At 66.7% G+C, this 24,042-nt stretch carries 19 protein-coding genes and 1 tRNA gene; 8 read left to right on the forward strand and 12 right to left on the reverse strand.

Going from position 1 to position 24,042, the window contains the following annotated elements; genetic code table 11:
• Positions 1–122 precede the first annotated feature (122 nt).
• The gene (locus tag OG300_RS27380; RefSeq protein WP_405498695.1) at positions 123–2,255 is read left to right on the forward strand and encodes an MMPL family transporter; all 2,133 of its coding nucleotides are present in this window, start codon (positions 123–125) and stop codon (positions 2,253–2,255) included.
• A 1-nt stretch (position 2,256) separates the two neighbouring features.
• Here the strand turns inward: OG300_RS27380 and OG300_RS27385 are convergent, their stop codons facing one another.
• The gene (locus OG300_RS27385) at positions 2,257–3,033 is read right to left on the reverse strand and encodes a CPBP family intramembrane glutamic endopeptidase (protein ID WP_405485906.1); all 777 of its coding nucleotides are present in this window, start codon (positions 3,031–3,033) and stop codon (positions 2,257–2,259) included.
• Positions 3,034–3,309: 276 nt separating this feature from the next.
• On the reverse strand, positions 3,310–4,161 hold the full coding sequence (rsmI, locus tag OG300_RS27390) for a 16S rRNA (cytidine(1402)-2'-O)-methyltransferase (RefSeq protein ID WP_405485907.1): 852 nt from the start codon (positions 4,159–4,161) through the stop codon (positions 3,310–3,312).
• A 155-nt stretch (positions 4,162–4,316) separates the two neighbouring features.
• On the opposite strand from rsmI, the gene OG300_RS27395 reads away from it, so the two are divergent.
• Complete coding sequence (locus OG300_RS27395; RefSeq protein ID WP_405485908.1) at positions 4,317–5,924, forward strand: dolichyl-phosphate-mannose--protein mannosyltransferase; 1,608 nt, start codon at positions 4,317–4,319, stop codon at positions 5,922–5,924.
• Here the strand turns inward: OG300_RS27395 and OG300_RS27400 are convergent.
• Positions 5,921–6,298 (reverse strand): GntR family transcriptional regulator, encoded by a 378-nt coding sequence (locus OG300_RS27400; protein ID WP_405485909.1) that lies wholly within the window; start codon positions 6,296–6,298, stop codon positions 5,921–5,923. The two genes, OG300_RS27395 and OG300_RS27400, sit on opposite strands and share 4 nt — an antisense overlap.
• Positions 6,299–6,304: 6 nt before the next feature.
• Positions 6,305–7,534, reverse strand: coding sequence for an arginine deiminase (arcA, locus tag OG300_RS27405; RefSeq protein ID WP_405485910.1), 1,230 nt, complete (start codon positions 7,532–7,534; stop codon positions 6,305–6,307).
• Positions 7,535–7,609: 75 nt separating this feature from the next.
• Here arcA and soxR point away from each other — a divergent pair, with 75 nt between their 5' ends.
• Positions 7,610–8,113 carry a redox-sensitive transcriptional activator SoxR gene (gene soxR, locus OG300_RS27410; RefSeq protein ID WP_405485911.1) on the forward strand — a complete coding sequence of 168 codons (504 nt, stop codon included), beginning with the start codon at positions 7,610–7,612 and terminating at the stop codon, positions 8,111–8,113.
• A gap of 16 nt (positions 8,114–8,129) precedes the next feature.
• Here the strand turns inward: soxR and OG300_RS27415 are convergent, their stop codons facing one another.
• The 7 genes from OG300_RS27415 to OG300_RS27445 all read right to left on the reverse strand — a co-directional run bounded on the left by OG300_RS27415 (position 8,130) and on the right by OG300_RS27445 (position 15,938).
• On the reverse strand, positions 8,130–9,062 hold the full coding sequence (locus tag OG300_RS27415) for an SDR family oxidoreductase (RefSeq protein WP_405485912.1): 933 nt from the start codon (positions 9,060–9,062) through the stop codon (positions 8,130–8,132).
• Positions 9,063–9,210: 148 nt separating this feature from the next.
• Entirely contained in the window at positions 9,211–11,025 is a 1,815-nt protein-coding gene (locus tag OG300_RS27420; protein ID WP_405498696.1) for a putative bifunctional diguanylate cyclase/phosphodiesterase, read from the reverse strand.
• A gap of 65 nt (positions 11,026–11,090) precedes the next feature.
• Entirely contained in the window at positions 11,091–13,235 is a 2,145-nt protein-coding gene (locus tag OG300_RS27425) for an Rv1355c family protein (protein WP_405485913.1), read from the reverse strand.
• Positions 13,232–13,885 (reverse strand): hypothetical protein, encoded by a 654-nt coding sequence (locus OG300_RS27430; protein WP_405485914.1) that lies wholly within the window; start codon positions 13,883–13,885, stop codon positions 13,232–13,234. The genes OG300_RS27425 and OG300_RS27430 overlap by 4 nt, the downstream gene beginning before the upstream one ends.
• 334 nt (positions 13,886–14,219) lie before the next feature.
• Entirely contained in the window at positions 14,220–14,654 is a 435-nt protein-coding gene (locus OG300_RS27435; protein ID WP_405485915.1) for an effector binding domain-containing protein, read from the reverse strand.
• Complete coding sequence (locus tag OG300_RS27440) at positions 14,651–15,094, reverse strand: GyrI-like domain-containing protein (RefSeq protein WP_405485916.1); 444 nt, start codon at positions 15,092–15,094, stop codon at positions 14,651–14,653. Before OG300_RS27440 ends, OG300_RS27435 begins: the two co-directional genes overlap by 4 nt.
• 166 nt (positions 15,095–15,260) lie before the next feature.
• Positions 15,261–15,938, reverse strand: coding sequence for a trimeric intracellular cation channel family protein (locus OG300_RS27445; RefSeq protein ID WP_405485917.1), 678 nt, complete (start codon positions 15,936–15,938; stop codon positions 15,261–15,263).
• A gap of 113 nt (positions 15,939–16,051) precedes the next feature.
• On the opposite strand from OG300_RS27445, the gene OG300_RS27450 reads away from it, so the two are divergent.
• The 3 genes from OG300_RS27450 (at position 16,052) to OG300_RS27460 (ending at position 17,581) form a co-directional block, all read left to right on the forward strand.
• A complete protein-coding gene (locus OG300_RS27450) occupies positions 16,052–16,768 on the forward strand; it encodes a uracil-DNA glycosylase (protein WP_405485918.1) in 717 nt (238 codons plus the stop codon).
• A 41-nt stretch (positions 16,769–16,809) separates the two neighbouring features.
• Positions 16,810–17,427, forward strand: coding sequence for a TetR/AcrR family transcriptional regulator (locus OG300_RS27455; protein WP_405485919.1), 618 nt, complete (start codon positions 16,810–16,812; stop codon positions 17,425–17,427).
• An 81-nt stretch (positions 17,428–17,508) separates the two neighbouring features.
• Positions 17,509–17,581 (forward strand) — tRNA-Ala (locus tag OG300_RS27460).
• A gap of 75 nt (positions 17,582–17,656) precedes the next feature.
• Here the strand turns inward: OG300_RS27460 and OG300_RS27465 are convergent.
• A complete protein-coding gene (locus OG300_RS27465; protein WP_405485920.1) occupies positions 17,657–18,976 on the reverse strand; it encodes a lipase family protein in 1,320 nt (439 codons plus the stop codon).
• A gap of 459 nt (positions 18,977–19,435) precedes the next feature.
• Between OG300_RS27465 and OG300_RS27470 the strand changes: the two genes are divergently transcribed.
• Positions 19,436–21,034, forward strand: coding sequence for a restriction endonuclease (locus OG300_RS27470; protein WP_405485921.1), 1,599 nt, complete (start codon positions 19,436–19,438; stop codon positions 21,032–21,034).
• Between the two features lie 218 nt (positions 21,035–21,252).
• The gene (locus tag OG300_RS27475; RefSeq protein ID WP_405485922.1) at positions 21,253–23,979 is read left to right on the forward strand and encodes an AAA domain-containing protein; all 2,727 of its coding nucleotides are present in this window, start codon (positions 21,253–21,255) and stop codon (positions 23,977–23,979) included.
• Positions 23,980–24,042: the final 63 nt, after the last annotated feature.

Consider the following 24,042-nt stretch of genomic DNA (forward strand, 5'->3'; position numbering starts at 1 on the left):
GATGCGGATATCTATCAGTGGGCGTCGAACCGCCACAGTCGTACTCAGGCCGCGGCCGCGAGATCGGAGTCCCTATGAGCATCGGTGAGAATCACAGCGCCACAGCGGCATCCGGGCGGATCGTGGCCGGGTGGTCGCGGGTGGTCGTCGCGCGGCCCAAGACCGTGCTGGTGGTGGCGGTGTTGTTCGCGCTGGCCTGCGGGTTGTTCGCGGCCGGGCTGCCGCAGCGGGTGAGTTCGGGCGGGTTCGTGGCGCCGCGCAGTGAGGCCGCGGATGTGGACGGCTGGGTGAAACAGCAGTTGGGGCCGCAGAATCCGGATGTGATCGCGGTGTACACCGCGCCGCCGGGGCAGACGCTCACCGATATCGGGCCGCGGGTGCAGGAGGCGGTGGGTCGTATCGATCCGAGTCTACTGGCCAAGCCGGTCGAAACCTATTGGAACAGCCCGCGTTCGCCGTATCTGCGGTCCTCGGATGGGCGGCAGGCGGTGGCAGTGCTGTTCGCCGCCGGGGATGACAATCAGCGGGTCGCTGAATATCCGAAGATCGCCGAGGCACTGCGAATTCCGGGGATCGACACCAAGCTGACCGGGTTCAGCGCGCTGGCGGACACCATCAGCAATCAGTCCCGCAAGGATCTCGTTGTCGCGGAGTCGATTTCGATTCCGCTGACCGCGATCGTGCTGGTGCTGGTGTTCGGCGGTGTGGTCGCGGCCGCGCTCCCGGTGCTGATCGGCACCCTGTCGGTGGTCGGCGCGCTGGGCGCGGTCGGGCTGCTGTCCCGCTTCACCGAGGTCAGTGTGTTCGCCATGAACGTGGTGTCGCTGTTGGGACTCGGCCTGGCCATCGACTACGGACTGTTCCTGGTCGGCCGGTTCCGGGAGGAGCTGGCCAGCGGCGCGAGCACCGAGGAAGCAGTGGCGCGCACCCTGGCCACCGCCGGTCGCACCGTGCTGTTCTCGGCGCTGCTGCTGGTCTGCGCGTTCGCGGGGACGTTCGTGTTCCCGCTGGCGGTGCTGCGCTCACTCGGCTTCGGTGCCATCGCGGCGGTCGGGCTGGCGGCGTTCCTGTCGGTGACCGCGCTGCCCGCGATCCTGGCCCTGCTGGGTCCGCGGATCAGCAAGTGGAGCTGGCGGGCGGACGCCTTCGACCGGTCCGAGGAACGGGCACAACGGTTCTGGGGTCGAGTGGTGACCGCGGTCATGCGACGGCCCGCGCTCGTCGCCATCGGGGTCGGAGCGATCCTGCTGGTGCTGGCCACCCCGCTGACCGGCGTGCGACTCGGCGACATCGACCACACCGCACTGCCCGCGGGCAACGAAACCCGCGTCGCCGTCGAGGAATTGGCCGCCAACTTCCCGGCCGCCAACAGCGGAGCCACCATCGTGGTGCGCGAAACCGACGGCAGCGCACCGACTTCCGCCGCCGTCAGCACCGCACTGCGGGAAATCAGTGCCGTGCCCGGTGTCCGGCAGGCGCTCGGCCTGGGCACGCACGACAATGCCGCCGTCATTCACGCCGCGCTCGCCGCACCCGACCGCTCACCGCAGGCCCAGGACATCGTGAAGGATCTGCGCGGACTGCACCTGGACGGCCTCGACCTGCGCATCGGCGGTGAGAGTGCCAACACCGTGGACAGTGTCGCCGCCGTGATGGACCGGCTGCCGCTGATGATCGTGGTGATGGTCGCGGTGACGCTGCTGATGCTGGCCGTCGCGTTCCGGTCCATCGTGCTGCCGATCAAGGCCGTGCTGATGGCCTTCTTCAGCCTGGCCGCCACCTTCGGCGTGCTGACCTGGATCTTCGATCAGGGTCACCTGGCGGGGATTCTGCACATCAGTGTCGGGCCGCTGTCGGCGGGAATGATGGTGTTGATCATCGCCGTGGTGTTCGGCCTGTCCACCGACTACGAGGTCTTCCTGCTCTCCCGCATGGTCGAGGCCCACGACGCGGGTGCGAACACCGAGGAATCGGTGCGCATCGGCACCGTCCGCACGGCCCGCGTCATCACCGCCGCCGCCACCCTGCTGGTCCTGATCACCGGAGCCTTCACCATCTCCCCGCTGACCCCGATGCGGTTCCTGGGACTGGGCATGGTGATCGCCCTGATCATCGACGCCACCCTGGTCCGCATGCTGCTGGTCCCGGCACTGGTGAAGCTGATGGGACCGGCCAACTGGTGGACTCCCGGCCGCAAATCCGCAGCCCCACAACCGATCCCGGAGCCTGCCGCGCTGGCGCAGTCCGACCGGTGAGCTAGCTCAGCCGGGTCGGCCCGGTCCGGCGCGCACTCCACGCCCACACCAGCGCACCGACCAGCAGCGCCGCCCCGGCGTAGTAGGCGAGCTGCGGCAGCCCCAGCGTGTCGTCGCCCATCACCAGGTACAGCGCGATATTGATCAGCGCGTGCCCGACCGTCCCAACCAGCACCCGCTGCCCGAACCCGCCGACCGCGAGATACCCGAGCACACAGGCGAATCCGAGCACCGCGCAGACGAAGAGCACCGCCACCACGGGCCCGTGCCCGAACGCCGCGACATGCCACAGCGCCCACACCACCCCGGTCAGCCCGATCGCCACCGGCCGGGCGTACCGCGACTCCAGCACGGGTTGCAGAAACCCGCGCCACCCCACCTCCTCCCCCGCCGCACCGATCACCTGCAACAGCACGAACACCACGAACGGCACCCCGCCCACCGGCTGCGCACCGTGCAGCGTCCCACCACCGACGACGACGGCCCCGGCCACCAGCCCCCACAGCGCGAGGCACGAAACCACCACCGCGACAAGCCTTCCGGCCACAACCTCCCGTGGCACCGCCGATGGCAGCAGACTCCGCAACCGCTCCCGCCACACCATCGCGACGATCGCCACCGCGATCACCGGCCCGAACTGCGTCACCGACAATGCCGCCGGATCGATCCCCGAATGCCCTTGCAGCACGAGCAGACATCCGGACGCCACGAACGCCAGCAGTATGTACGAGGCCACCGGCCCACCCACCTGCGGCTTACGCGCCACGTCAGTACCCATGCACCGATGCTCCCAACCGGCACCCCGCATCCGGAATCACTCCGCCGGGTGAGTTGAGCGCCGCGCGTCATACTGCGGAGCCAGCGGGTCCGACAGACAGCGCCGATGACATCGGCGTAGATCCACCTCGGAGCAGGCGAAGAACTCCCCCAGAGCCGTTGCCACGCAACCGACTCCGCAGACCGGATCGCGGCAAACTCGTTCCCGAGCGTCCGTCGGCCCACGAAACCTCGTAACCCGCCGGCTGCACAGCCACGCAGGAAGCTACGGCGTGGCCTATTCCGCGGCGCGAGCGGCCAGCACGGCGTCGTACAACTCGCGGCGGGAGGCTCCGGTGGCGGCGGAGACCTCCACGCAGGCGTCCTTGAGGCGCAGGCCGGAGGCGATCAGGGATTCGACCTGGTCGACGAGGTCGGCGGGTTCGGCCGAAACCGGTTGTGCGCCTTCCAACACCACGGTGATCTCGCCGCGCGCGCCTTCGATCGCCCAGGCGGCCAGTTCGGCGAGGGTGCCGCGGACGACCTCCTCGTAGGTCTTGGTGAGTTCACGGCAGACGGCGGCGCGACGCGACGGGCCCAGCACCTCGACCGCGTCGGCGAGGCAGTCGGCCAGGCGGTGCGGCGCCTCGAAGAAGACGCAGGCGCGGGATTCTCCGGTGAGGGTGCGGAACCACTCCTTGCGCTGACCGGATTTGCGGGGCGCGAAACCGTCGAAGCAGAACCGCTCGACGGGCAGCCCGGACAGGGCCAGTGCGGTGGTGACGGCGGACGGTCCGGGCAGGCAGGTGATCGGCAGGCCGCGTTCCACGCACGCGGCCACCATCCGATAGCCGGGATCGCTCACCGACGGCATGCCCGCGTCCGTGACCAGCAGCACGGTGTGGCCGGACCCGATCTCCTCGAGCAGCATCGGAATCCGCGCGGTCTCCACGTGGTCGTAGAAGCTCACCACCCGCCCGGTGATCTCCACGTCCATCGCCTTGGCCAGTGACCGGGTGCGCCGGGTGTCCTCGGCCGCCACGATCTCGGCGGTCGCGAGCGCGTCGCGCAGCCGCTGCGAGGCATCACCGATATCGCCCATCGGCGTGGCCGCCAGCACCAGCCGTCCGCCCGCCGCCTGCGCGCTCATCGGTCTCCTGTCCGCTCACTACCCGAAGGCTCGGCACTCCCGGACCCGCATCCGACTCTAGTCAGCGGCCCGGATACCGGAGTCGGGGGTGCGAACTCCGAGACCTTCGCTCACCGAGCGGGACTGGGGGCCGCCCACCGCTTACGATCGACGGCGTGACCCAGGTGACCGATGCGCGACCGGCGGCGACAGGGGCGGGAGCGGCGCTGTCCAGCCCGGCCCCGCTGCTGCCCTCACCCGATTACGGGCCCACCGACTGGGCTCGCGGCTGGGCGGTCACCCTGTTCCTGACCGCGATCGCCGCGATCACCCGGTTCCTGTTCCTGAACTACCCGACCGACCTGCACACCCCGGTCTTCGACGAGAAGCACTACGCGCCGCAGGGCTGGCAGATGCTCACCGGCGGCGGCGTCGAGGACAATCCGGGCTACGGCCTGGTGGTGCACCCGCCGGTCGGCAAGATGATGATCGCCATCGGCGAAGCCATGTTCGGGTACGGGCCGTGGGGCTGGCGGTTCATGGCCGCGGTCTCCGGAACCCTGATCGTGCTGTTGACGATTCGCATCGTCCGGCGCATGACCCGCTCCACGCTGATCGGCGCGTTCGCGGGCATCCTGCTGATCTGCGACGGTCTCACCTTCGTCTCCTCCCGCATCGGGATGCTCGACATCTTCCAGGCGCTGTTCGTGGTCGCGGCCTTCGGCTGCCTGATCGTCGACCGCGACGACATTCGCGCCCGCATCGCCAAGGTCGCGGCCGAGGGCCGCATCGACGACAGCGATTTCGGCCCGCGGTTCGGGGTGCGCTGGTGGCGGTTCGGCGCGGGCATCATGCTCGGATTGGCCTGCGGCACCAAGTGGTCCGGCATGTACTGGATCGCCGGGTTCGCGGTGCTGGCGCTGGCCTTCGACCTGTCGGCGCGGCGCGGCTACCGGGTGCGGCGGCCCTGGACCGGCACCGCACTGCGCGACCTCGGGCCGACGATCTACTCGCTCATGGTCATTCCGGTGTTCGTGTACCTGGCCTCCTTCTGGGGCTGGTTCGCCAACGAGACCAGCTACGACCGCTACGCCGTCGGCGTGAAAGTCGGTCGCGGCGGCGACTTCTCGTGGGTACCGAGCGCCCTGCGCGGCCTCTGGTACTACGGCGGCGAGGTGCTCACCTTCCACGAGGAGCTCACCAACTCGGCGGGCAATCACCATCCCTGGGAGTCCAAACCGTGGAGCTGGCCGATGGGCCTGCGGCCGATGCTCTACTACTACGCCGACACCAATGTCTCCGGCTGCGGCCAGGGCACCTGCGTGAAGGCCGTGATGGCGATCGGCACCCCCGCGCTGTGGTGGGTCGCGTTCCCCATGCTCGGCTGGGCGTTGTGGCGCAGCGTGGTTCGCCGCGACTGGCGTTACGGGGCGGTCCTGGTCGGCTACGGCGCGGGCATCCTGCCCTGGTTCCTGGACCTCGACCGGCAGATGTACTACTTCTACGCGGTCCCGCTCGCGCCGTTCCTGGCCATGGGCGTGGCACTGGCGCTGGGCGACATCCTCGGGCACGCGCCACCCAGTGGGCGACGACTGTCCGGAGCACCGGACCTACAGCGACAATTCCTGCCGCCGAGCGAACGTCAGGGCCTGGGCCTGCTCATGGTCTGCCTCTACCTGGCGCTGGTCATCGCCAACTTCATCTGGCTGTGGCCGATCCTGACCGCCATGCCCATCACCCCGGGCAACTGGCACGACCACCTCTGGCTACCCAGCTGGCGCTAGCCCGGCGGACTCTGCGACTCGCCAAGCGCCGCATACAGATACCGGACCGCGGCCTCGTCGTCGAGACCGAGGCGGCGGATCACCGCGACGTAGTCGGTGGCGGCGCGCCCGGCCAGATCGCGGGTCGGGTCACCGGAGGAGGCGATGAAAGACCCCAGCCTGCCCCGGGTTTCGAGCACCCCGTCCTGTTCCAGCTCGCGATACGCGCGGGCCACCGTGTTCGGGGCCAGCCGCAGGGTCGCGGCCAGCGCCCGGACGGTGGGGATTTTCGTCCCGGCGGCCAGTTCGCCGGAACGAACCCGGGCGATGATGCCCTGGCGCAGTTGCTCGTACGGCGGCACCGTCGAGTGATGGTCGACCGGGATGTCCAGCATGGCTTCTCACACCTCGTCACGCGACAACGGGCAGGACAGGCAGCGCGGACCGCCACGGCCGGAACCCAATTCGGAGCCGGAGATGCGCAACACTTCGATTCCGGCGTCTTCGAGCCGCGCATTGGTGTTCTCGTTGCGTTCGTAGGCGACCACCACACCCGGCGCCAGCGCGAGCGTGTTGTTGCCGTCGTCCCACTGCTCGCGCTCGGCGGTGACGCCGTCCAGGCCGGTGTCGACGACCCGTAGTTTCCCGATCCCCATCGCCTCGGCGGCGGTCCGCAGGAACGGATCCGGCCCGGCGATACTGACCCCGTGACCATCCTGCTTGCGAATGGTGAAGGCGCACAACTCGTCCTGGATGGCGGGGTACATCACCACCGCGTCGACGTCGACCATGGTGCAGACGGTGTCCAGATGCATGGTCGCACGAGTCTGCGCGATCGGCACCACGAGCACGGTGTGCGCCAGATCGTCTTCGAACAGGCTGCGCGCCAACGCTTCCGCACCGGCCGCGGTGGTGCGCTCGCCCACCCCGACCGCCACCACACCCGGGGCCAGCAGCAGCACGTCGCCGCCCTCGATGGGCGCGGTGTGCGATTCGTAGGCCCGCCGCACGCCCAGGAAGCGCGGGTGGAAGGCGTAGATGAGGTCGGTCAGCGAGGTTTCCCGGGCCCGCGCGGGCAGCGCGAGGGAGGTGATGGCCACCCGCCGCCCGACCCAGAACGACGAGTCCCGGGTGAACAGCAGATTCGGCAGCGGATCGATGACGAAGTCGTGCCCGTGGTGCATGCGCCGCACCAGCGAGGTGGCGTCCGCGCCGAAGGGCAGCTCGTCGAAGGTCATGCCGGACATCAGGATCTGCGCCAGCTCGGGTGCCGGCACCGTGCGCAGGTGCGCGGCCAGCTCGTCGGCGAGGGCGTGCCCGAGGCGTCTGGCGTCCACTGCCCCCGAGATGCCCTGGATGCGGGCCGCGCCGCTGACCTGGATGGTCTCGGTGAGCAGATCCGCCAGCAGCAGCACCTCCACCCCGCGCTCGCGCAGCACTCCGGCGAAGGTGTCGTGCTCCTGCTGCGCGCGTTCCACCCATGGAATCGCGTCGAAGAGCAGCTGGTCGTTATTGCGGGGAGTGAGCCGGCGCAGCTCATCTCCAGGACGGTGCAACAGCACCGTGCGCAGCGCCCCGACCTCCGAGGTCACGGAAAACGGTCGCGCCGTGGGTGCGGCCTTTGTTCCCATGACACGACGGTAGTTCCCTTCGGCACGGATGGCATGCAATTCGTGCCCGCGAAAAACCTGGAGTAATGTTCAGGTATGCAGACCGCGTCCTGGCAGGCGAAGGAACTGACGCCCGGTCAACTGGCGCAGCGCGCCGGAGTTTCGGTGTCCGCCTTGCATTTCTACGAACGTGAGGGCTTGATCACAGCCCGCCGAACCAGCGGCAACCAGCGCCGCTATCCCCGTGAAACGCTGCGCCGGGTCGCCTTCATCCGCATCTCACAGCGTGTCGGCATTCCGCTCGCCGAGATCCGCCGCGCCCTCGACAACCTGCCCGACGGCCGCAATCCGAGTCGGCGCGACTGGGAGACGCTCTCGACCACCTGGCGCACCGAACTCGACGACCGCATCGAACAGCTGATTCGCCTGCGCGACAGCCTGACCGGATGCATCGGCTGCGGCTGCCTGTCGCTGGGTGTCTGCAAGATCATCAACGCGCACGATCACCTCGGCGATGAGGGACCCGGCGCCCGCGTACTGGACACGCACGCCCCCGAACACTGCGCCAAACCGCAGCTGTGCACCCCTGAAACCCCCTGAGCCCCACCGGGAGCCGTCACTGCTCGTGCAGTGAGGGCTCCTTCAGCGCGGGCTGCGGCGCCACGGCCTCGGACGCTCCGGCCTCGACCGCCGTCGGCTTGCCCGGGCGCGGCAGGAACGTGGTGAACAGGTCGTTGGCCCGCCGCATGACCAGCTCGTAGGGCCAGGCGAACTTGCGCGCCCACCAGTACCCGAAGCGGATGTCGAACTGGGTGTGGATCAGGTACGTGCCCCGGCGCACGCCGTGCAGGATGGTCTCGGCCACCTGGTCCGGCGACTTGGCGTGCCGGCGGAAACGGTTGATCCAGGCCTGAATTCGCGGATCGTCACGATCGACGCCCACCACGTCGACGGTCTGCACCAGCGGCGTGTCCACCGCGCCCGGCACCACCAGGTGCACGCTGATGTCGTGCCGCTCCAGATCGAAGCGCAGCACATCGGAGACGCCGCGCAGCCCGAACTTGCTGGCGCTGTAGGCCGCGTGCCACGGGAAGGCCAGCAGCCCGGCCGCCGAGGACACGTTCACCAGCGAGCCACCGCGCCCGGCCTTGATCATCGGCGGCACGAAGTTCTCGATCACATGGATCGGGCCCATCAGGTTGACGTCCACCATGCGCTTCCAGTGCTTGTGCTCGAGGTTCTCGACGGTCCCCCACACCGAGACGCCCGCGATGTTCATCACCACGTCCAGCGAGCCGAGCTGCTCGTGCACGCGGCCCGCGAACGCGGTCACCGCGTCGTAGTCGCTGATGTCGAAGGGCTGGGCCAGCTCCACGGTCCCCCCGCCCGCGCGCACCGCCTCGACGGTGGCGTCCAGGCCGTCGGCGTTCACGTCCGTGAGCACCAGCCGAGCACCGTCGCGGGCCGCGGCCAGCGCGGTCGCCCGCCCGATGCCGCTGGCCGCGCCGGTAACCAATGTCTTCTTGCCGTTCAGGCCTCGATCACGCACGCCGACCCATCCTCAACTCGACAGCCTTGTCGAACCGCACGCTACTACGCGAACACTCTTGTTCGCGCGTCGCATGAGTTTCGTTTGCGCCCCATTTTCCTGGGGCTCCGCGCCCCGGTCCGCCGTTTCGCGCGACAGACCGGGAAGGTTAGGGAGTCACCGCGCGAGTCGCGCCCGGAAGGTCCAGATCCAGAGCGATGCGACCGGCCGCCAGATGCGGCTCGACCTCCTCGGCGGGCATCGGGCGCGCGATCAGGAACCCCTGCGCCCGATAGCAACCCAGCGCCACCAGCGTGCGCGCCGCGACCGTGGTCTCCACGCCCTCGCCGACCACGCCCAGCCCGAACGAACCCGCCAGCCCCACAATCGATTTCACGATCGCCAGGTCGTCGGCGCTGGCGCCGAGCCGCTGCACGAAGCCGCGGTCGATCTTCACCGCGTCCACCGGCAGCGCCTTCAAATGCGACAGCGACGAGTATCCGGTCCCGAAATCGTCGATGGCGATCTGCACGCCCATCCGCTTGAGCCCGCGCAGCGTCACCTGGGTGCGCGCCAGATCCTGCACCACCACATGCTCGGTGATCTCCAGGCACACCGACGAGCCGTCGATGCCGAAGCGCCGCAGGATCCCCTCGATGGTCTCCACGAAATCCAGGCTCACCAGCTGCACCGGCGACACATTGATCCGGATCACCACATTCGAGGCCAGGCCGCGCCGCCGCCACATGGCGAACTGCTCGGCCGCCGTGCGAATCACCCAGCGGCCCAGCTCACCCGCCAGATTGGTGGCCTCCGCGACGCCCACGAACGCACCCGGCGGCAGCAGCCCGCGGGTCGGATGCTGCCAGCGCACCAGCGCCTCCAGCGCGACCACGCGACCGGTCCGCAGATCCACCTCGGGCTGATAGTGCAGCAGCAGCGAACCGTCGGACACCGCGCCGCGCAGGTTCAACTCCACGTCGTCCTGCAGCTCGAACTGCGCGCGCATGGCGTCGGTGAACACCGCCACCCCGTTGCCGCCGCTCGACTTCGCCGACAGCAGTGCGTGATCCGCCCGCCGCAGCACGTCCGCGACCGTCGTCTCACCCGGAATGCCCACGGCCACACCGACACTCGCGCCACGACTGACAGTCTCGCCGCCCACGGTGACCCGCCGCGCGATCAACTGCTGGATCCGGGTCGCCTCCAGATCGGCGGCCGTCGGATCCATCGGCTTCGCGGGCACGATCACGAACTCGTCCCCACCCAGCCGCGCGATCATGTCGCCCGGATCCAGGTTGTCGCGCAGCCGCGTCGCCAGCGTGCGAATGAAATTGTCCCCGGCCGTGTGCCCGAGGAAGTCGTTGAGCGCCTTGAGGCGATCGAGATCCAGGAAGAAGGTAGCCACCGGGCCAGGGCAGCCCGGTCTGAGCCGCTCCTCCATGTATTCGAGCAGGGACCGCCGATTCGCCAGCCCGGTCAGATCGTCGTGCATGGCGATGTATCGCAAGCGCTCCTCGGCGACCACGCGCGCCTGCAACTGGGCGAACAGGGCGGAAATCGCCTTCAGCACATTGAGTTCGCGGGTACTCCACTCCCGGTCCCCGGCCTTGATGAAGCCGAGGGCACCGGTGGACTCACCCCGCGATACGAGAGGTACCGCCGCGACAGACACCGACTCGATCCCGGTGGCCTGCTGGATCAGCTCCTGATAGCCCGAAAACTCCGGAATCGGCCGAATGATGATCGGTTCGGTCGTATGAGACAACTGGGCGAGCGCCGAGTCACGATCGTCGAGATGCGCCACGTGCAGCGGGTCGTCCGGAGACTCTGCGGCACGTCGCGGCCACTCTGCGATCAGGAGGGATTGACGCTGCACCGGATCCGTGAAACGCAGGAAGCTGAAATCGACGTCGAAGTGCTCCACCAACCACGACAGCACCTGCTCGCTCGCTGCCGCCAGGGTGGTCGCATCGACGGCCATCAACTCCGAGGCGACCTGTGTCACCAGTGAGTCGAGCGTTCGCCGAGGCAACTTTGTCTCCGATCTCACTCGCCGCAGGTGCCGACATTTGGTATCGGGAGTCGCCTGCTGCGAATCGCCGGCTTCTCCGCGTACCCGAGGCGCAGTATCGACACCATCATTTCGTGGCCGGGCACTCCCATCAGGTCCAACAAACGGCCCTGAAGTGACGTTAGTGTATCGGCGAACTCCGGGGAAACCGTATGCAAGTCCTCGGGGCGTCGAGCGAAGAGAAAGACCGGCGAGACTGGCTGAACGGCGAGTCCCTGACGCTCGGCTTCGATCCATACTCGCTGCAGTGCCTCGCCGCAACGGGCGTACGCGACCAGCTCCGGCTCGTCCGGCCCCGGCAACGGGGCTGTCAACACCGCTACCGCCGAACTGGAGGCAACCTTCGCACGCGTGCCCTCGACGAGAGCGACACCCCCGGACCACGAGCGCAGCTGCGCCATCACGTCGGCGCGTAGGGCGATGTCGAGTTTGGCCACCTCGTCCGGAGCCAGATCGAGGGTCCGCAAATCCATGCCGGTCCGAAGGTCGTCCCCGGGCCAGCGCAGTTCCGAGACCATCTCCTCGTGCATGGCCGCAGTCAGGTAGCGAACTCGCTCGGAGTCGGCGAGAATCACCGCCGCCTCGTCGATCGAGTCGCGCTCGGTGACCCAGCGCAACCCGCCACCGGCCTGCGCGGCGATGTCCGCCAGCGACCGCATGGCCTCCGCGGGCGCCGGTGCGCCGCTGCCGTCACGCCGATTCGTATGCCGAGCCAGTAGTGCCGACAGGTCGCGGCCGAGCGCCGGATCCGAATCGTTGCCCAATGACAGCGACGCGGTCAGTAGTTCCGTTCCGCCGGAACGCAATTCGCTGGTACCGAGCATTCCCTGCGAGGCCGCAGCGACACGCGCGTTGAAAAGCGCCGCACCCACCGCCAACGCACTCCCGCGAAGGCCGATGTCCATCAGCGAAGAACGTTCGGGGGCAAGCGAAATCGTCACTGTGTCTGACGTCGCGCGCAATGTCCACGGTTGCGCGTTGCCGCCGGACGGCGCTCGCTGCGCGGCGGCGAGAATCATCTCGACCCCGGACTGCGGCAAGCTCTCCTCGGCGTCCTCCGCCCACACCAGATCCTCGAACTGCTCTGGTTCCGCAATCTCGTCCAGGCTGCGATCGATATCCACCCGGGTACGTCCGGACGGAAGTTTCTGCCCCAGTCCGATTCGCCGCACCGCGCCCGCGACGCTGGCACCGCCGAGCAGCACCTCCGAACCCAGCTGTGGCCAACTCCGCAGCGTCTCGCCGACCTCGACCATGCTGGCCGCGAGCTTCTCGGACAGGTTGCGGCCGTCCAGGATTCGCAGCACGTGCGGGGCCTTGTCCTTGGTGGACAGACCACGCAGTTCGGCGGCCTTGGTGCCGCCGAGCATGCCGTGGAAGGGCAGTCGGCTCGGATCCAGGTCGAACCGTTCCACGTCGATCAGGCCGCGATCGTTGGACTGCATGACCAGGGGCAGCCGGTGCCGTCGCGCGGCTTCCCGCACGGACAGCTTGATATCGAGCGAGTCGCACTCCTCGACCACGATCGACAGTCCACCGACGAAGTCGTCGATGTTGTCGTCGTGCACGCCCTCCGCGAACACCTCCACCGGAAGGTAGGGGTCGAGTTCGGCGATCCGGCGGGCGGTGACCACCGCCTTGTTCTGGGCGATGTCGAACACTCCACCCGGGATGCGGTTGAGGTTGGACAGTTCGACGGTGTCGAAGTCCGCCAGCCGCAATCGGCCGCAGATGCCTTCGAGCGCAAGGGTATAGGCCACCGCGTGGCCCACGCTCTGCCCGACGACACCGATGCTCAGCTGCGCGAGCTGGGTCTGTTCGGGGCGGGTGAGGTGGTTACGGTTGCGGTCCAGCCGCACCGCCCGCAACAGCTGCGGGCCGGGCAGCGCAATGACCGCGCGACGCCACGGGTAATAAACCCAGCGATCGAATTCCGGCCCTTCAGACAATTCTGGCTTGCCCAACAAGCCATCGAATTCCGTGCGCAGCAAATCACGCAAATCACTGAATTCGATTGCCGGATCGGCATGTAAGGCAGCCAGTCTCACCGCGTCACCGGGATCGATTTCATCGAGCAACAGCGGTCGATACTCACCGACCGCTGGAGGGAGACCATTCATGCCTGTGCCAGTCCTTCACCCTGAGCACCACCGGCCTCGCCGCTGGCCCGCAATTCCGCCATCTCGATCTCGATGTACCGCGCCTGTTCGGGGGTACCCAGCGAAGCGTAGGTCTCCATATCCCACCACACCGGGCAGGTCACGTAGCGGTCGTCCGGATATCCCGAGGTGGGCACCCACCAGACGACGTTCATCCCGGTGGTGCGGTAGCGGTTCACGACATGCGAGGGCGTGATGCCCGTCGAATACCGCGCCCCGAGCACCAACGTGGTCTCGACACAGGCCCGCGGAATCCAATTCGCCAAGATGTGGCGGTCTTCCACAGAGCGCGAGACCCAGCCCGTCTTGGACTCGACCACGCCGAAGGGGATCTGCTCTGCCACGAACTTCCGAAATGCGGCGTCACCGGGCCGGCCGTCCCAGCTCCGTACTGCGTGCACCTGATCCACATGACTGTGCGGCCCCTCGGCACGCATACCCGCCACTACTTTGCCGTCGGAATCCAGTGCCACAGCGAAGATGGCGGTCGTTGCACCGTCGAGCCACGCGTCGTATTCGACCGCGTCCTCGGCACCGAAACCGCTGTAAACCGCCAATGCGCCGTCGAGGTATTCGCGCCAGAGCTCCGGATCGGCCTGCGGTGGTCCCATCAAGATCGTGTAGCCGGATTGCGCATCTCGACACTGGAGCATCCCGCGACGGGGACCTTCGGCCGGAACGCGCGCGATCGGTTCGACTGCCATAAACTTCCCACTCCACTACAGCGGCTGCACACGATTCCCGCCCGATACGGTCATGCATCGACCGTGCCCGGCTTGGGCACCTAGGGGAGTATCCGCCAGGCAACAGAAATTGTCCAGGCGTCCGGCAAATATCCCGAAACCCTGATGCGCCTTTGGAAATCGACCCCGGTCAGACCATAGCTATCAGTCATGAAACCCAACCACAAGACCAGTTGGTATTCCTTCAGTTAATAATCAGCTATCAGGCCAGGATGGAGATGAAGAGCTCCAGATCGGCAGGGCCCGACCAGATCTCGATCTCCTCACGGTAGGCGCGGGTGATCTCGGCCGAGGCGGTCGCGTCGTCGACCTGCGCCCAGACGTCCTCGGCCGGGTCGTGATAGTCGCCGTTGGGGCGGAAGCGGGCGTAGATGCCCTTGGGGACGCGGATCAGCACGTCGCCCACCGGGACCTCGTCGGGGCCGGGGTATTCGTAGGACACCAGCACGTTGTAGTTGCCGGCCGGGTCCGGGACGTAGACCGTGACCAGCGGGTGCTGGGAGGTGTCGCGGTCACGCAGGCGGTCGCGGAGGAACTCGATGAGGTCGCTGTTGGAGACCTTGAAGCTGGGTCGCACCCGCGGCACCACCAGGCCGCCGTAGACGCCGCCGGAGCGGACCACGATCGAATAGGTCATGACGGCTCGACCGCCAGATACAGATCGATCTTGTAGGCGTGCGGGTAGGTCTCGAAGTCGCCGGTGTGGATGCGCCTGATCTGGTTGTGTTCCTCGGCGTAGGCGATCTGCGTCCAGAGGTCGGTCATCACCCGGGGGAAGTTACCGACCGAGGAGAAGCGGGCGTAGGTGCCGCGCGGTAGCCGGGCGACGAGGTGGCCGCGGGTGACCTCGGCCAGCGACTCGCACTGATAGCCGACGATCTGGGTGTTGTAGGTGCCCAGTTCGGTCGCGTAGTCGGTGTACGCGGAGGCCAGCGGGCCGCCCAGCTCCTGATGCAGGACGGCGGCCCAGGCGACCTCGAGGTCGTGGTCGCGCAGTTCACCGAGGGCGCGTTTGGGACTGCGCACCGGCAGCCCGGCGACCCACGTCTCGTCCCGCTCGACGATCTCGAACTGCATTGGAAGAACTCTCTCGAGGTGTGATTCACAGCCAGTCGGCCAAGCCTTCGCCATGCTATCAATCACCTCCGACCGGACCCTGCGACACGACTGCGGCACGCGACGCGCGACACAACCGAGCCACGCGGGCCGCGGCGGGACGGCGCACGCGGGTCACCCGACGGGCTCAATTCGAGGGGCTGCCGTCGTCGTCGCGGCGGCGATGCGGGCGGGCCATCGGCGCGTGCCAGTGCCGCAGCAGCGCGATCAATCGCAGCGCCACCGCGCCCGCACCCGCCAAACCGCCTGTCCAATAGGTGTATTCGCCGTAGTGCAGCAGCAGCGCGGTCACCGCCGAGCCGAGCAGCGCGGGCACCGCGTAGAGCTCGCCGTCGCTGAGCACGCTCGGGGTGACGCCCGCCAGCACGTCGCGGATGACACCGCCGCCGACCGCCGTGACCACGCCCAGCGCGGCCGCCGAGGGGGCGGACATGCCGTGCTGGAAGGCGCTGACCGTGCCGGTGACGCAGAAGATGCCCAGCCCGATCGCGTCCGCGACGTTGAGCGGGGTGCGGATCACCCGGCCCGGCGGATGCCAGAAGAAGATCAGCAATGCGGACAGCAGCGCGACGCCCGCGTAGGAGATGTCGACGAACGCGACCGGCGGGGTGCGGCCGATGATCAGATCCCGGATGACACCGCCGCCGGTTGCGGTGGCGATGCTGAGCACCGCGATGCCGACCACATCGAAGTGCCGCCGCACCGCGAGCAGCGCACCGGACGCGCCGAATGCGAACACCCCCATCAGGTTTCCCGCGCTCTGCGCCGCGTCGGCCGCGCTGCCGAGCTCGACGAGATCACTCATGTCCGGATTCCTCCAAGGTCGCTAACTCTGGGCTACCGGCGCACAGTATGCCCGGTTCGCCACTCCGCAGCCTTGCCGCACACCGGGACTCGCGCTGTGGTTGAGTCGGCCCGGTGTGCCGCACAATTGCCCAGCTCGACGCCGAAATCACCGCGTGTCGCGCCTGTCCGCGCCTGGTGGCGTGGCGGGAACAGGTCGCGCACGACAAACGGGCGTCCTTCAGTGACGAAAATTACTGGGGTAGGCCGGTTCCGGCCTTCGGGCCGGGCGACGCGCGTTTGCTGGTGGTCGGCCTGGCTCCGGCCGCGCACGGCGGCAATAGAACTGGACGGATGTTCACCGGCGATCGCAGTGCCGACTTCCTCATCGCCGCGATGCACGCCGCCGGTCTCAGCAATCAATCGACGAGCGTCCGTGCCGACGACGGCCTGCGGCTGCTCGACACCCGCATGACGGCCCCCGTGCACTGCGCCCCGCCCGACAACAAACCCACGCCCACCGAGCGTGACACATGCCGCCGCTGGCTGGTCTCCGAACTCACCCTGATGGCCCCGTATCTGCGCGCGATCGTCGTACTCGGCGGGTGGGGCTGGCAGGCCCTGCTGCCCGCGCTGGCCGAATCCGGCTGGGCCATCCCCAAACCGCGCCCCCGCTTCGCCCACGGCGCTCACGTCGAACTGTCCCCCGCCCGGGATCGCCGCTCTCCCCTGCACCTGTTCGGCACCTATCACCCGTCGCAGCAGAACACCTTCACCGGCCGCCTCACCCCCGCCATGCTGGAAGCGGTGCTGCGTGACGCCAAGCGGGCCGCTGACGAGGGTCCTGCCTGAGGACTCGGCTCGGGGTCCGGCCGCCGGGATACGATGCGGTCGTGAGCAGGGCCGATGAGGTGAAGGTGGGCCGGAGACGGTCGGAGACGCGGCAGCGCCTGCTGGACGCGGCATTCGAGGCGTTCGCCGACGAGGGTTTCGGCCGCTGCTCGGTCGAACAGGTCTGTGAGCGAGCCGGATTCACCCGCGGCGCGTTCTACTCGAACTTCACCTCGTTGGAGGAGCTGTTCCTGGCCATGTGGGAGCAGCGCTCGGCCCGCATGCTCGACGAGGTGTCCGCCGCCCTCGACGATCCCGGCACCGCCTGGGATTCCCGCCAGGGCCTCGAACACGTCCTGGCCGCGGTTCCCTTGGACGACAAGTGGTTTCGCATCACCTCCGAGTTCACCGCCCACGCCCTCCGCAACCCCGAACTCCGCGCCGTGATGGTCGCCCGCGAAGCCGCCATAGCCGCCGCCCTGATGCCGGTGGTGGTAACCCTCCTGCACCGCAACGGCCGCCAAGTCCCCGACCCCGCCGCCCTCGGCCGCGCCCTGGTGGCAGTCCACGACGGCACCCTCCCCCAATGCCTCCTCGAACCCGACAACCCCGCCCCCTACCACCACCGCCTGGACCTCTTCCTCAAAATCCTCACCGCCTACAGCACCCCCACCCCCTGAAACCCACCCCAACCAGCCGATTCGGCAACCCCCCACCCCACCTGCTAAGGTTTTCCAGCGCGGGTCGGAAACGAACCTCGCGGGGCTATAGCGCAGTTGGTAGCGCGTCTCGTTCGCATCGAGAAGGTCAGGGGTTCGATTCCCCTTAGCTCCACAACATATAAGCAAAAGGCCGGTTCCTCGTTGAGGACCGGCCTTTGCTTTTCCGGATCGGCAAGGGCGTCGGGCGTCAGGAGCCGGCGAGCGCTATCGACGGCACCGTGCGTATCGAGCAGTCGGTCGGCGCGGGCTGCCCGGCCAGACGGTCGTCGATCCAACGCAGGGCCGAAGTAGTCGCAGCGACTTCGAGACTGGCGTGTTCGCTCATCTGGTCTCGCGTGTAGGTGATCGGCGCTCCGGATGCACACCAGTTCGCGACCGCCTGGTCTATCCAGTCGATGTGGACGATCTCGTCGTTCACGGCGTGATAGAGGAAGGTCGGAATGGTCGGCGCGGTGATGCCGTAGTCGGTCTCGTCGAAGAACGGCTGTACCTGTTCGAACACTTGGGACAAGGGGATCGTCAGGTAGTCGTTCATGTGCAGGAACGGATACTTCTCCACGAGCGGCACCGAGCATGCGTTGTCGCCCTCGGCCATCAATGCTTTACCGGCGGGCGTCAGATAAGTGTCGAAAGCCGCCGCCATGCGTGGATCGGCGCGGATCATGCCCGGCAGCAGCGATAGCAGGAAACCGGAGAACGGGCCGCCGTCGAGCGACAGCAGGTAAGGGCTGATGGGCTCCGTCGGCCCGCCTGCCCCACCACCTCGGGCGACACCGAGCAGCCGTACTTCAGGGGCGTAGGTCGGCTGCAGTTGCGACATCCAACCGCTGGCCAACGACCCGCCGGAATAGCCCGCCGCGACAACCGGAGTGTCGGTCCCGGACAGGCCGAGCGGCGTGAACGCCTCGGCCGCGCGCACCCCGTCGAGCGCGGTGTAGCCCGGCTCGTTCTGGACGATCTCCGCCCCGTTCGACCCCTCCCAATCGGGTACGGAAATCGCGTGACCGGACGACAACATCTGGTCGATCTGCAAGAAATCCAAGGAGGCGTCGTACTTGTGGTCCAGCTGGACCGCTCCCTGCCGGAGCGCATACGAAGGAGCGCATTGCGGGGCCGAGGCGTCCTCGGCGGCCTGATAGCTGATCAAGCCGTTGACCTGCCCGGTTCGCGGACGCAGCACCGTGGTCACGGTCGTCATGGGCCGGCCCAGGTTATCTGTCGTTCGATACAGCAACTGCCAAGCGTCGGCGTCTGCCGCCTCCGGCCGCATCGAGGCCATCTCGACCGGCCGCGAATTCAGAATTGTGCCCGGCGCCGTCGATTCCCAGCCCGACGGCGGTAGGTAGAACGCGTCGTCCTGCGGAATTGGGATCGGATCCGCATTGCCAACCGCTGCCGCAGTGCCGGTGAGGCACAGTGCGGCCGTCGCCGCGATCAGAATCGAGCGCAGTTGCCGACGAACGACCACTGAACCCTCTGTGCCACAAGAAGATACGACTTTACTCATTTGTACTCCCTCCGCCCGGCAGGCTACACGCCCGCATAGACGCACACCGCAATCCGACGAAAACAGCGCGCGATCTGCCGCAAGATAGATGCGCGGTCTGCCGCTGCGGTCGTGCGCATCTTGCCGACGCTGGAGTAGCCGCTTTGCCGGAGTGCTGCACTCACCGTTGGTGCTCGCCGAGCGATACCTGACCAACGACATACTGACGTTGGATGAGAAAGGCTTCCGTAGCTGACATCGGCAGATATTTATGTGATTCACCTGTCCCGCAAGTGAATTCGGCTCGGGATCCGATGCCCGGGAGGATTCTGGACAGTATCGGATCAGGACTGACCGCGGTGGCCCATTCGGAGGAAATCAAACAATCGGCAAAATTGGTCATAGGCAAGGCATGCGATGTCCGAGTACTGGGTCCCGAGGTGGCCCACAACTGCGGCACCGACTGGGATGATCAGGGTCATGGCACGTCGAGGCGGTCTCGCCAGCGCGATCATCCGGGCTTCCAGGGAAGCCGATAGGGCGGCTGCGGCCAGTCAGCGCCAAGCCCAGCGAATCGCCGTAGCTCAGCAGCGCGCAATGCAGGCAGCGGACAGAGAACGCGTCAAGACGGACAAGGCGCGGTATGAGGTCAGCCGTCGCGCCGAAGCTGAGGCGATGACCGCCGAGGTCGACGCTTCGATCGCGGAATTGACCGGCCTGCTGGCCAGTAGTATCGGCACGTCCTTCCGGCTCGACTCGCTTCGTGTGCCAATCCCGAATCCGCCCTTCCATCCAGGCAGCATCGCGCGTTTCACTCCGCAGCCGGATCCGCAGGCGTTTGCTGTGCCGCCGAAGAAGTTGCTGCAGAGCAGATCTGCCTACGACGCAATGGTTCGAGACGCTCAGGCCCGCTACAGCCAGGCGGTCGCCGAGCACCACCGGCTGGAAGCGCAACGGCAAGCCGGCATCGCCAGTGCGCAGGCGACACATCAACAGTACGTTCACCAGTTGCAGGCCGATGCGCAGCACCGGAACGCGCAGGTCGATGATCTGGGCAGGCGTGCGAACGCGGGTGAGGCCGAAGCTATCAGCGACATCATCGAATTGGCGTTGAACTCCAGCGCGTTTCCCGAGTCCTTTCCCAACGCGGTCCGCGCCGCATATGTAGCCGAGTCGAAACAAGCCGTGGTCGAGTACGTGCTGCCGACTGTCGAGGTGATCCCGACTGTCAGACAGTTCAAGTGGGTCAAAGCCGGCGACAAGATCACCGAAAGCGCACGGCCCGCAACGCAAATCAAGCTGCTCTATGCCTCGGTGGTGGCACAGAGCGCGCTGCGGGTGGTGCGGGAAGTATTTGCTTGCGACAGCCTGCATCAAGTCCAGACCGTCGTCTTCAATGGCATCGTCGAGACAGTGGATCCCGCCACCGGGAAACCGGTTCGGCCATGCCTGTTGACCCTGCGGACTACCCGCGACACGTTCGAAGGGGTCGACCTCGCCCATGTCGATCCGTCCAGCTGCCTCAAGCATCTGGGCGCCGGAGTTTCCAAGAGCCCAGCCGAGTTGGCCCCGGTCCGTCCTGTGGTCGAATTCGACATGGTCGATCCGCGATACATCCCGGAAACCGACATTGTCGGCGGTCTCGATCAGCGGACGAATCTCCTCGAGCTGACGCCGAACGAGTTCGAGGGACTGATCCAGAATCTTTTCAGCGCAATGGGTTTGGAGGCCAAACAGACCCAGGCGTCTCGCGACGGCGGCGTCGACTGCGTCGCCTACGACAACCGGCCGATCTTCGGTGGCAAAGTGGTGATTCAGGCCAAGCGGTACAAGAACACGGTGGGCGTTTCGGCCGTTCGAGACCTGTTCGGCACGTTGCAGAACGAGGGTGCGTCCAAAGGCATCCTGGTGACGACCAGCGGGTACGGCAAAGCCTCGTACCAGTTCGCCCAGAACAAGCCGTTGGAGTTGCTCGACGGGCCCAACCTGCTCTACCTGTTGCAGGAGCACCTCGGTCTGGAAGCGAAGATCGTCGCCCCCGACGATTGGAAAGACCCCATCGCCGACTCGGCGCCGTAGCGGACAAAGCGGTCGTCGCCGGCGAGGGCACGACTGGGCGCAGGCACTTCGTGACAGCTCCGAGGACGCGCAAGGCGCTGTGCACCAAATATCCAGTGCCACAATCGAAGACGTGCGTGGTCGGCGACTGTAGGATGTCTATCCGAGCGGCGACAACAGGGGGTTCGATGCTCGATCCACGGGGTGTTGCGGTTGTGATCCGTCGCAGAGGCGGCGGGGTGCCGGTGGACAAGACGTTGGAGATCAGCTTTCTCGAGCAAGGGCCAGCCGGCGTTCGGGTGCGATTCCAGCAGCCCAAGGAGTACACGTTCGGGTGGGATCTGGTGACGATTCTCCAACGGCCGGAACAGATGCCGTCGGGGGCGCGATTGCTCGTCGACGGGGAATTGCTGGAGGCGTCAGAGCAGTACCTGTTCACCGGACCCGGGTCCGACCAGGGTTGGTGGCACGTGCTGACCGATCGGCGCGGATGGGAGGCGTACAGCGCCGACCGTGTGGTCGTCGCGCCCAATGCGTCGATCGGTACTGGTTCCCGTGCGGTGCTGGAGTATTGGCGCACGGTAGTGGAGCAGATGCGCGGGGACGCCGCGGGGGTGTTGCAGCGGAATCATCAGCGCCTGAGCTTCATTCACGCGGAATCCGCGTTGGCACGGATTCTCGGGCGGGCACCGATCGAGCCATCGGCGGAGGACGCGATACCGTTGGCGCTGTATCCGTTCCGAACCAATATCAGTCAGAGCGCTGCGGTGGACAACGCGTTGCGGTATCCGATTTCAGTGATCGACGGACCACCTGGAACGGGAAAGACGCAGACGATTCTCAATATCATCGCGTCGGTGACCTCTCGGCCGGGGACGACGGTCGGGGTGGTGTCGTTCAGCAATTCGGCCGTGGACAACGTCTTCGAGAAGCTGACCCGCGAAGGGTTCGGAATGATCGCGGCGAACCTGGGGAGCGCCGACAAACGGGACGGGTTCTTCGACACGCAGGGACCGCGCAACGCTGCGGTCGATGCACTGGCGGGAGCGGGGCCGGTGGCGGCAGCCGAGGCAGCCGATCAGCTCCGCAAGGTGAATCGGCGACTGGACGACCTGTTGCAGCAGGATCAGCGACGCGCGGAACTGCAGCAGCAACTGCACGGGTTCCGGCTCGAGCAAAGACATTTCGAGTCGTTCTTCGAGCGGGGGGAGGTGCCCGGTGTCAACGAACTGCCACTGCTACGGCGATACCGCGCCGACAAACTCCTGGCGTTCATCGAGGACACCGACCCTCGCTGGATCAGAGAAGGCAGCTGGGGGCGGATGACCGACATTGTGCAGCGTTATTTCAAGTACCGTGCGCTGCGCCAGGTGGATGCGGGGGACGCCGATGTCATCCTGCGGCTCGAACGGCTCTACTACCAGAAGCGGATCGCCGAACTCGAACAGCAGGTCGGCAAGCTGGGTAACACCTTGGCGGGTAAGAAGTTCGAGGAGCTGATGGCCGAGCAAGCATGGTTGTCCCAGCAGCTGCTACGTGATTCGCTGTACACCCGGTACGCCTCGATGGGCCGCAACGTGTATCGCAAGGGGTATCAGCGGCGGTTCGAGCAGTTCGCTCAGGACTATCCGTTGATATTGAGCACATGTCACTCACTGCAGAACAGCATCGGTGCCGCGACGATACTCGACTATCTGATCATTGACGAGGCATCGCAGGTGGATCTGGTGACGGTCGCGCCGGTACTGGCCTGCGCACGCAATCTCGTCGTGGTCGGCGACCTCGAGCAGCTCCCACCCGTCACGAAGGAACTCTCCGGCCTGCCCGCGGCACCAGATCCGATCTTCGACTATCGGAACAGTGTGCTGTCCGCGATCATCGACTGTTTCGGCGATGGGATCCGCCGGACGATGTTGCGCGAACACTACCGGTGCGATCCGGACATCATCGAATTCTGCAATCGAAAGTTCTACGACCGCAAGCTGATTCCATACACGTCCAGCGAAACGAAATTCGCTTCGATGACCGTGGTGCGGACCTCGCCCGGCAATCATATGCGCTACCTCCACGGCAACAACGACCCAACTACGAAGGGGCGCAGCAATCAACGCGAGATCGACGTGATCAGCAACGAAGTCATCCCCTGGGTAAACGCCAACATCGCACCGGACGATATCGGGGTCACGACGCCCTACCGGCGGCAGGCCGACAAGGTCACGGATGCCCTGATCGACTCCATCGAGGCCGATACCGTGCACAAATTCCAGGGCCGGGAGAAGGACGCCGTCATCATGACAACGGTGCTGGACGACACCAAGGGCAGCCGGGCAGCATTGCGGTTCGCTGACGACCCCAAATTGATCAATGTGGCCGTATCCCGCGCAGCCCGGTTGTTCGTCCTGGTCACGCACCCGTCAGAGCTACCGGCGAGCCGCCATCTACGCGACCTGATCGGCTACATCAGATACCGCGATCCCGACAATGCGGTAGTCGACAGCAACGTAGTGTCGATCTTCGATCTCCTCTACACCGAGCAGGCCAAACGCCGTCGCAAACACCCGCATATCGGTTGGGACCGAACCGAATTCCCTTCGGAAGACATCGCCCTGACCCTGCTGGAAGAGATCCTCACCGACCCCGCCTACAGCCACCTGGCCGTACACCGGCAGGTCCCCCTGCAGCATGTGTTCCCACGCGATCGTGCCCTCCTGACCGACAGACAGCGCGACTTCATCAGAAACCGCTCGACCTTCGATTTCGTCATCTACAACCAGATCACCAATGCGAGCATCTGCGCGGTGGAAGTGGACGGCTTCTATCCCCACGAAGGCGATCCCGAGCAGCGTGAGCGCGACACCCAGAAGAACGGTATATGCCAACGCTTTTCGTTCCCGATGCTCCGACTGGCAACCACAGGGAGCAATGAAGCAGCCCGGGTTCGGCACTTCCTCGAGCGGCTATCCTGACCCGCAAGGGTCATCGGTCATCGCCATCGCCTCCCGAGACCGAAAGAGCACCAGGCATTTCCG

It is taken from the genome of Nocardia sp. NBC_00511, from assembly GCF_045161165.1.
In the GTDB taxonomy this organism is placed as follows: Bacteria; Actinomycetota; Actinomycetes; order Mycobacteriales; family Mycobacteriaceae; genus Nocardia.

Coding starts and splice junctions, on each gene's coding strand:
- OG300_RS27470 (WP_405485921.1), top strand. CDS start 19,436: ATGGCACGTCGAGGCGGTCTCGCCAGCGCGATCATCCGGGCTTCCAGG.
- rsmI (WP_405485907.1), bottom strand. CDS start 4,161: ATGAGCGCGCAGGCGGCGGGCGGACGGCTGGTGCTGGCGGCCACGCCG.
- soxR (WP_405485911.1), top strand. CDS start 7,610: ATGCAGACCGCGTCCTGGCAGGCGAAGGAACTGACGCCCGGTCAACTG.
- OG300_RS27385 (WP_405485906.1), bottom strand. CDS start 3,033: ATGGGTACTGACGTGGCGCGTAAGCCGCAGGTGGGTGGGCCGGTGGCC.
- OG300_RS27465 (WP_405485920.1), bottom strand. CDS start 18,976: ATGAGTAAAGTCGTATCTTCTTGTGGCACAGAGGGTTCAGTGGTCGTT.
- OG300_RS27425 (WP_405485913.1), bottom strand. CDS start 13,235: ATGAATGGTCTCCCTCCAGCGGTCGGTGAGTATCGACCGCTGTTGCTC.
- OG300_RS27430 (WP_405485914.1), bottom strand. CDS start 13,885: ATGGGACCACCGCAGGCCGATCCGGAGCTCTGGCGCGAATACCTCGAC.
- OG300_RS27435 (WP_405485915.1), bottom strand. CDS start 14,654: ATGACCTATTCGATCGTGGTCCGCTCCGGCGGCGTCTACGGCGGCCTG.
- OG300_RS27445 (WP_405485917.1), bottom strand. CDS start 15,938: ATGAGTGATCTCGTCGAGCTCGGCAGCGCGGCCGACGCGGCGCAGAGC.
- OG300_RS27400 (WP_405485909.1), bottom strand. CDS start 6,298: ATGCTGGACATCCCGGTCGACCATCACTCGACGGTGCCGCCGTACGAG.
- OG300_RS27440 (WP_405485916.1), bottom strand. CDS start 15,094: ATGCAGTTCGAGATCGTCGAGCGGGACGAGACGTGGGTCGCCGGGCTG.
- arcA (WP_405485910.1), bottom strand. CDS start 7,534: ATGGGAACAAAGGCCGCACCCACGGCGCGACCGTTTTCCGTGACCTCG.
- OG300_RS27420 (WP_405498696.1), bottom strand. CDS start 11,025: ATGGCCGTCGATGCGACCACCCTGGCGGCAGCGAGCGAGCAGGTGCTG.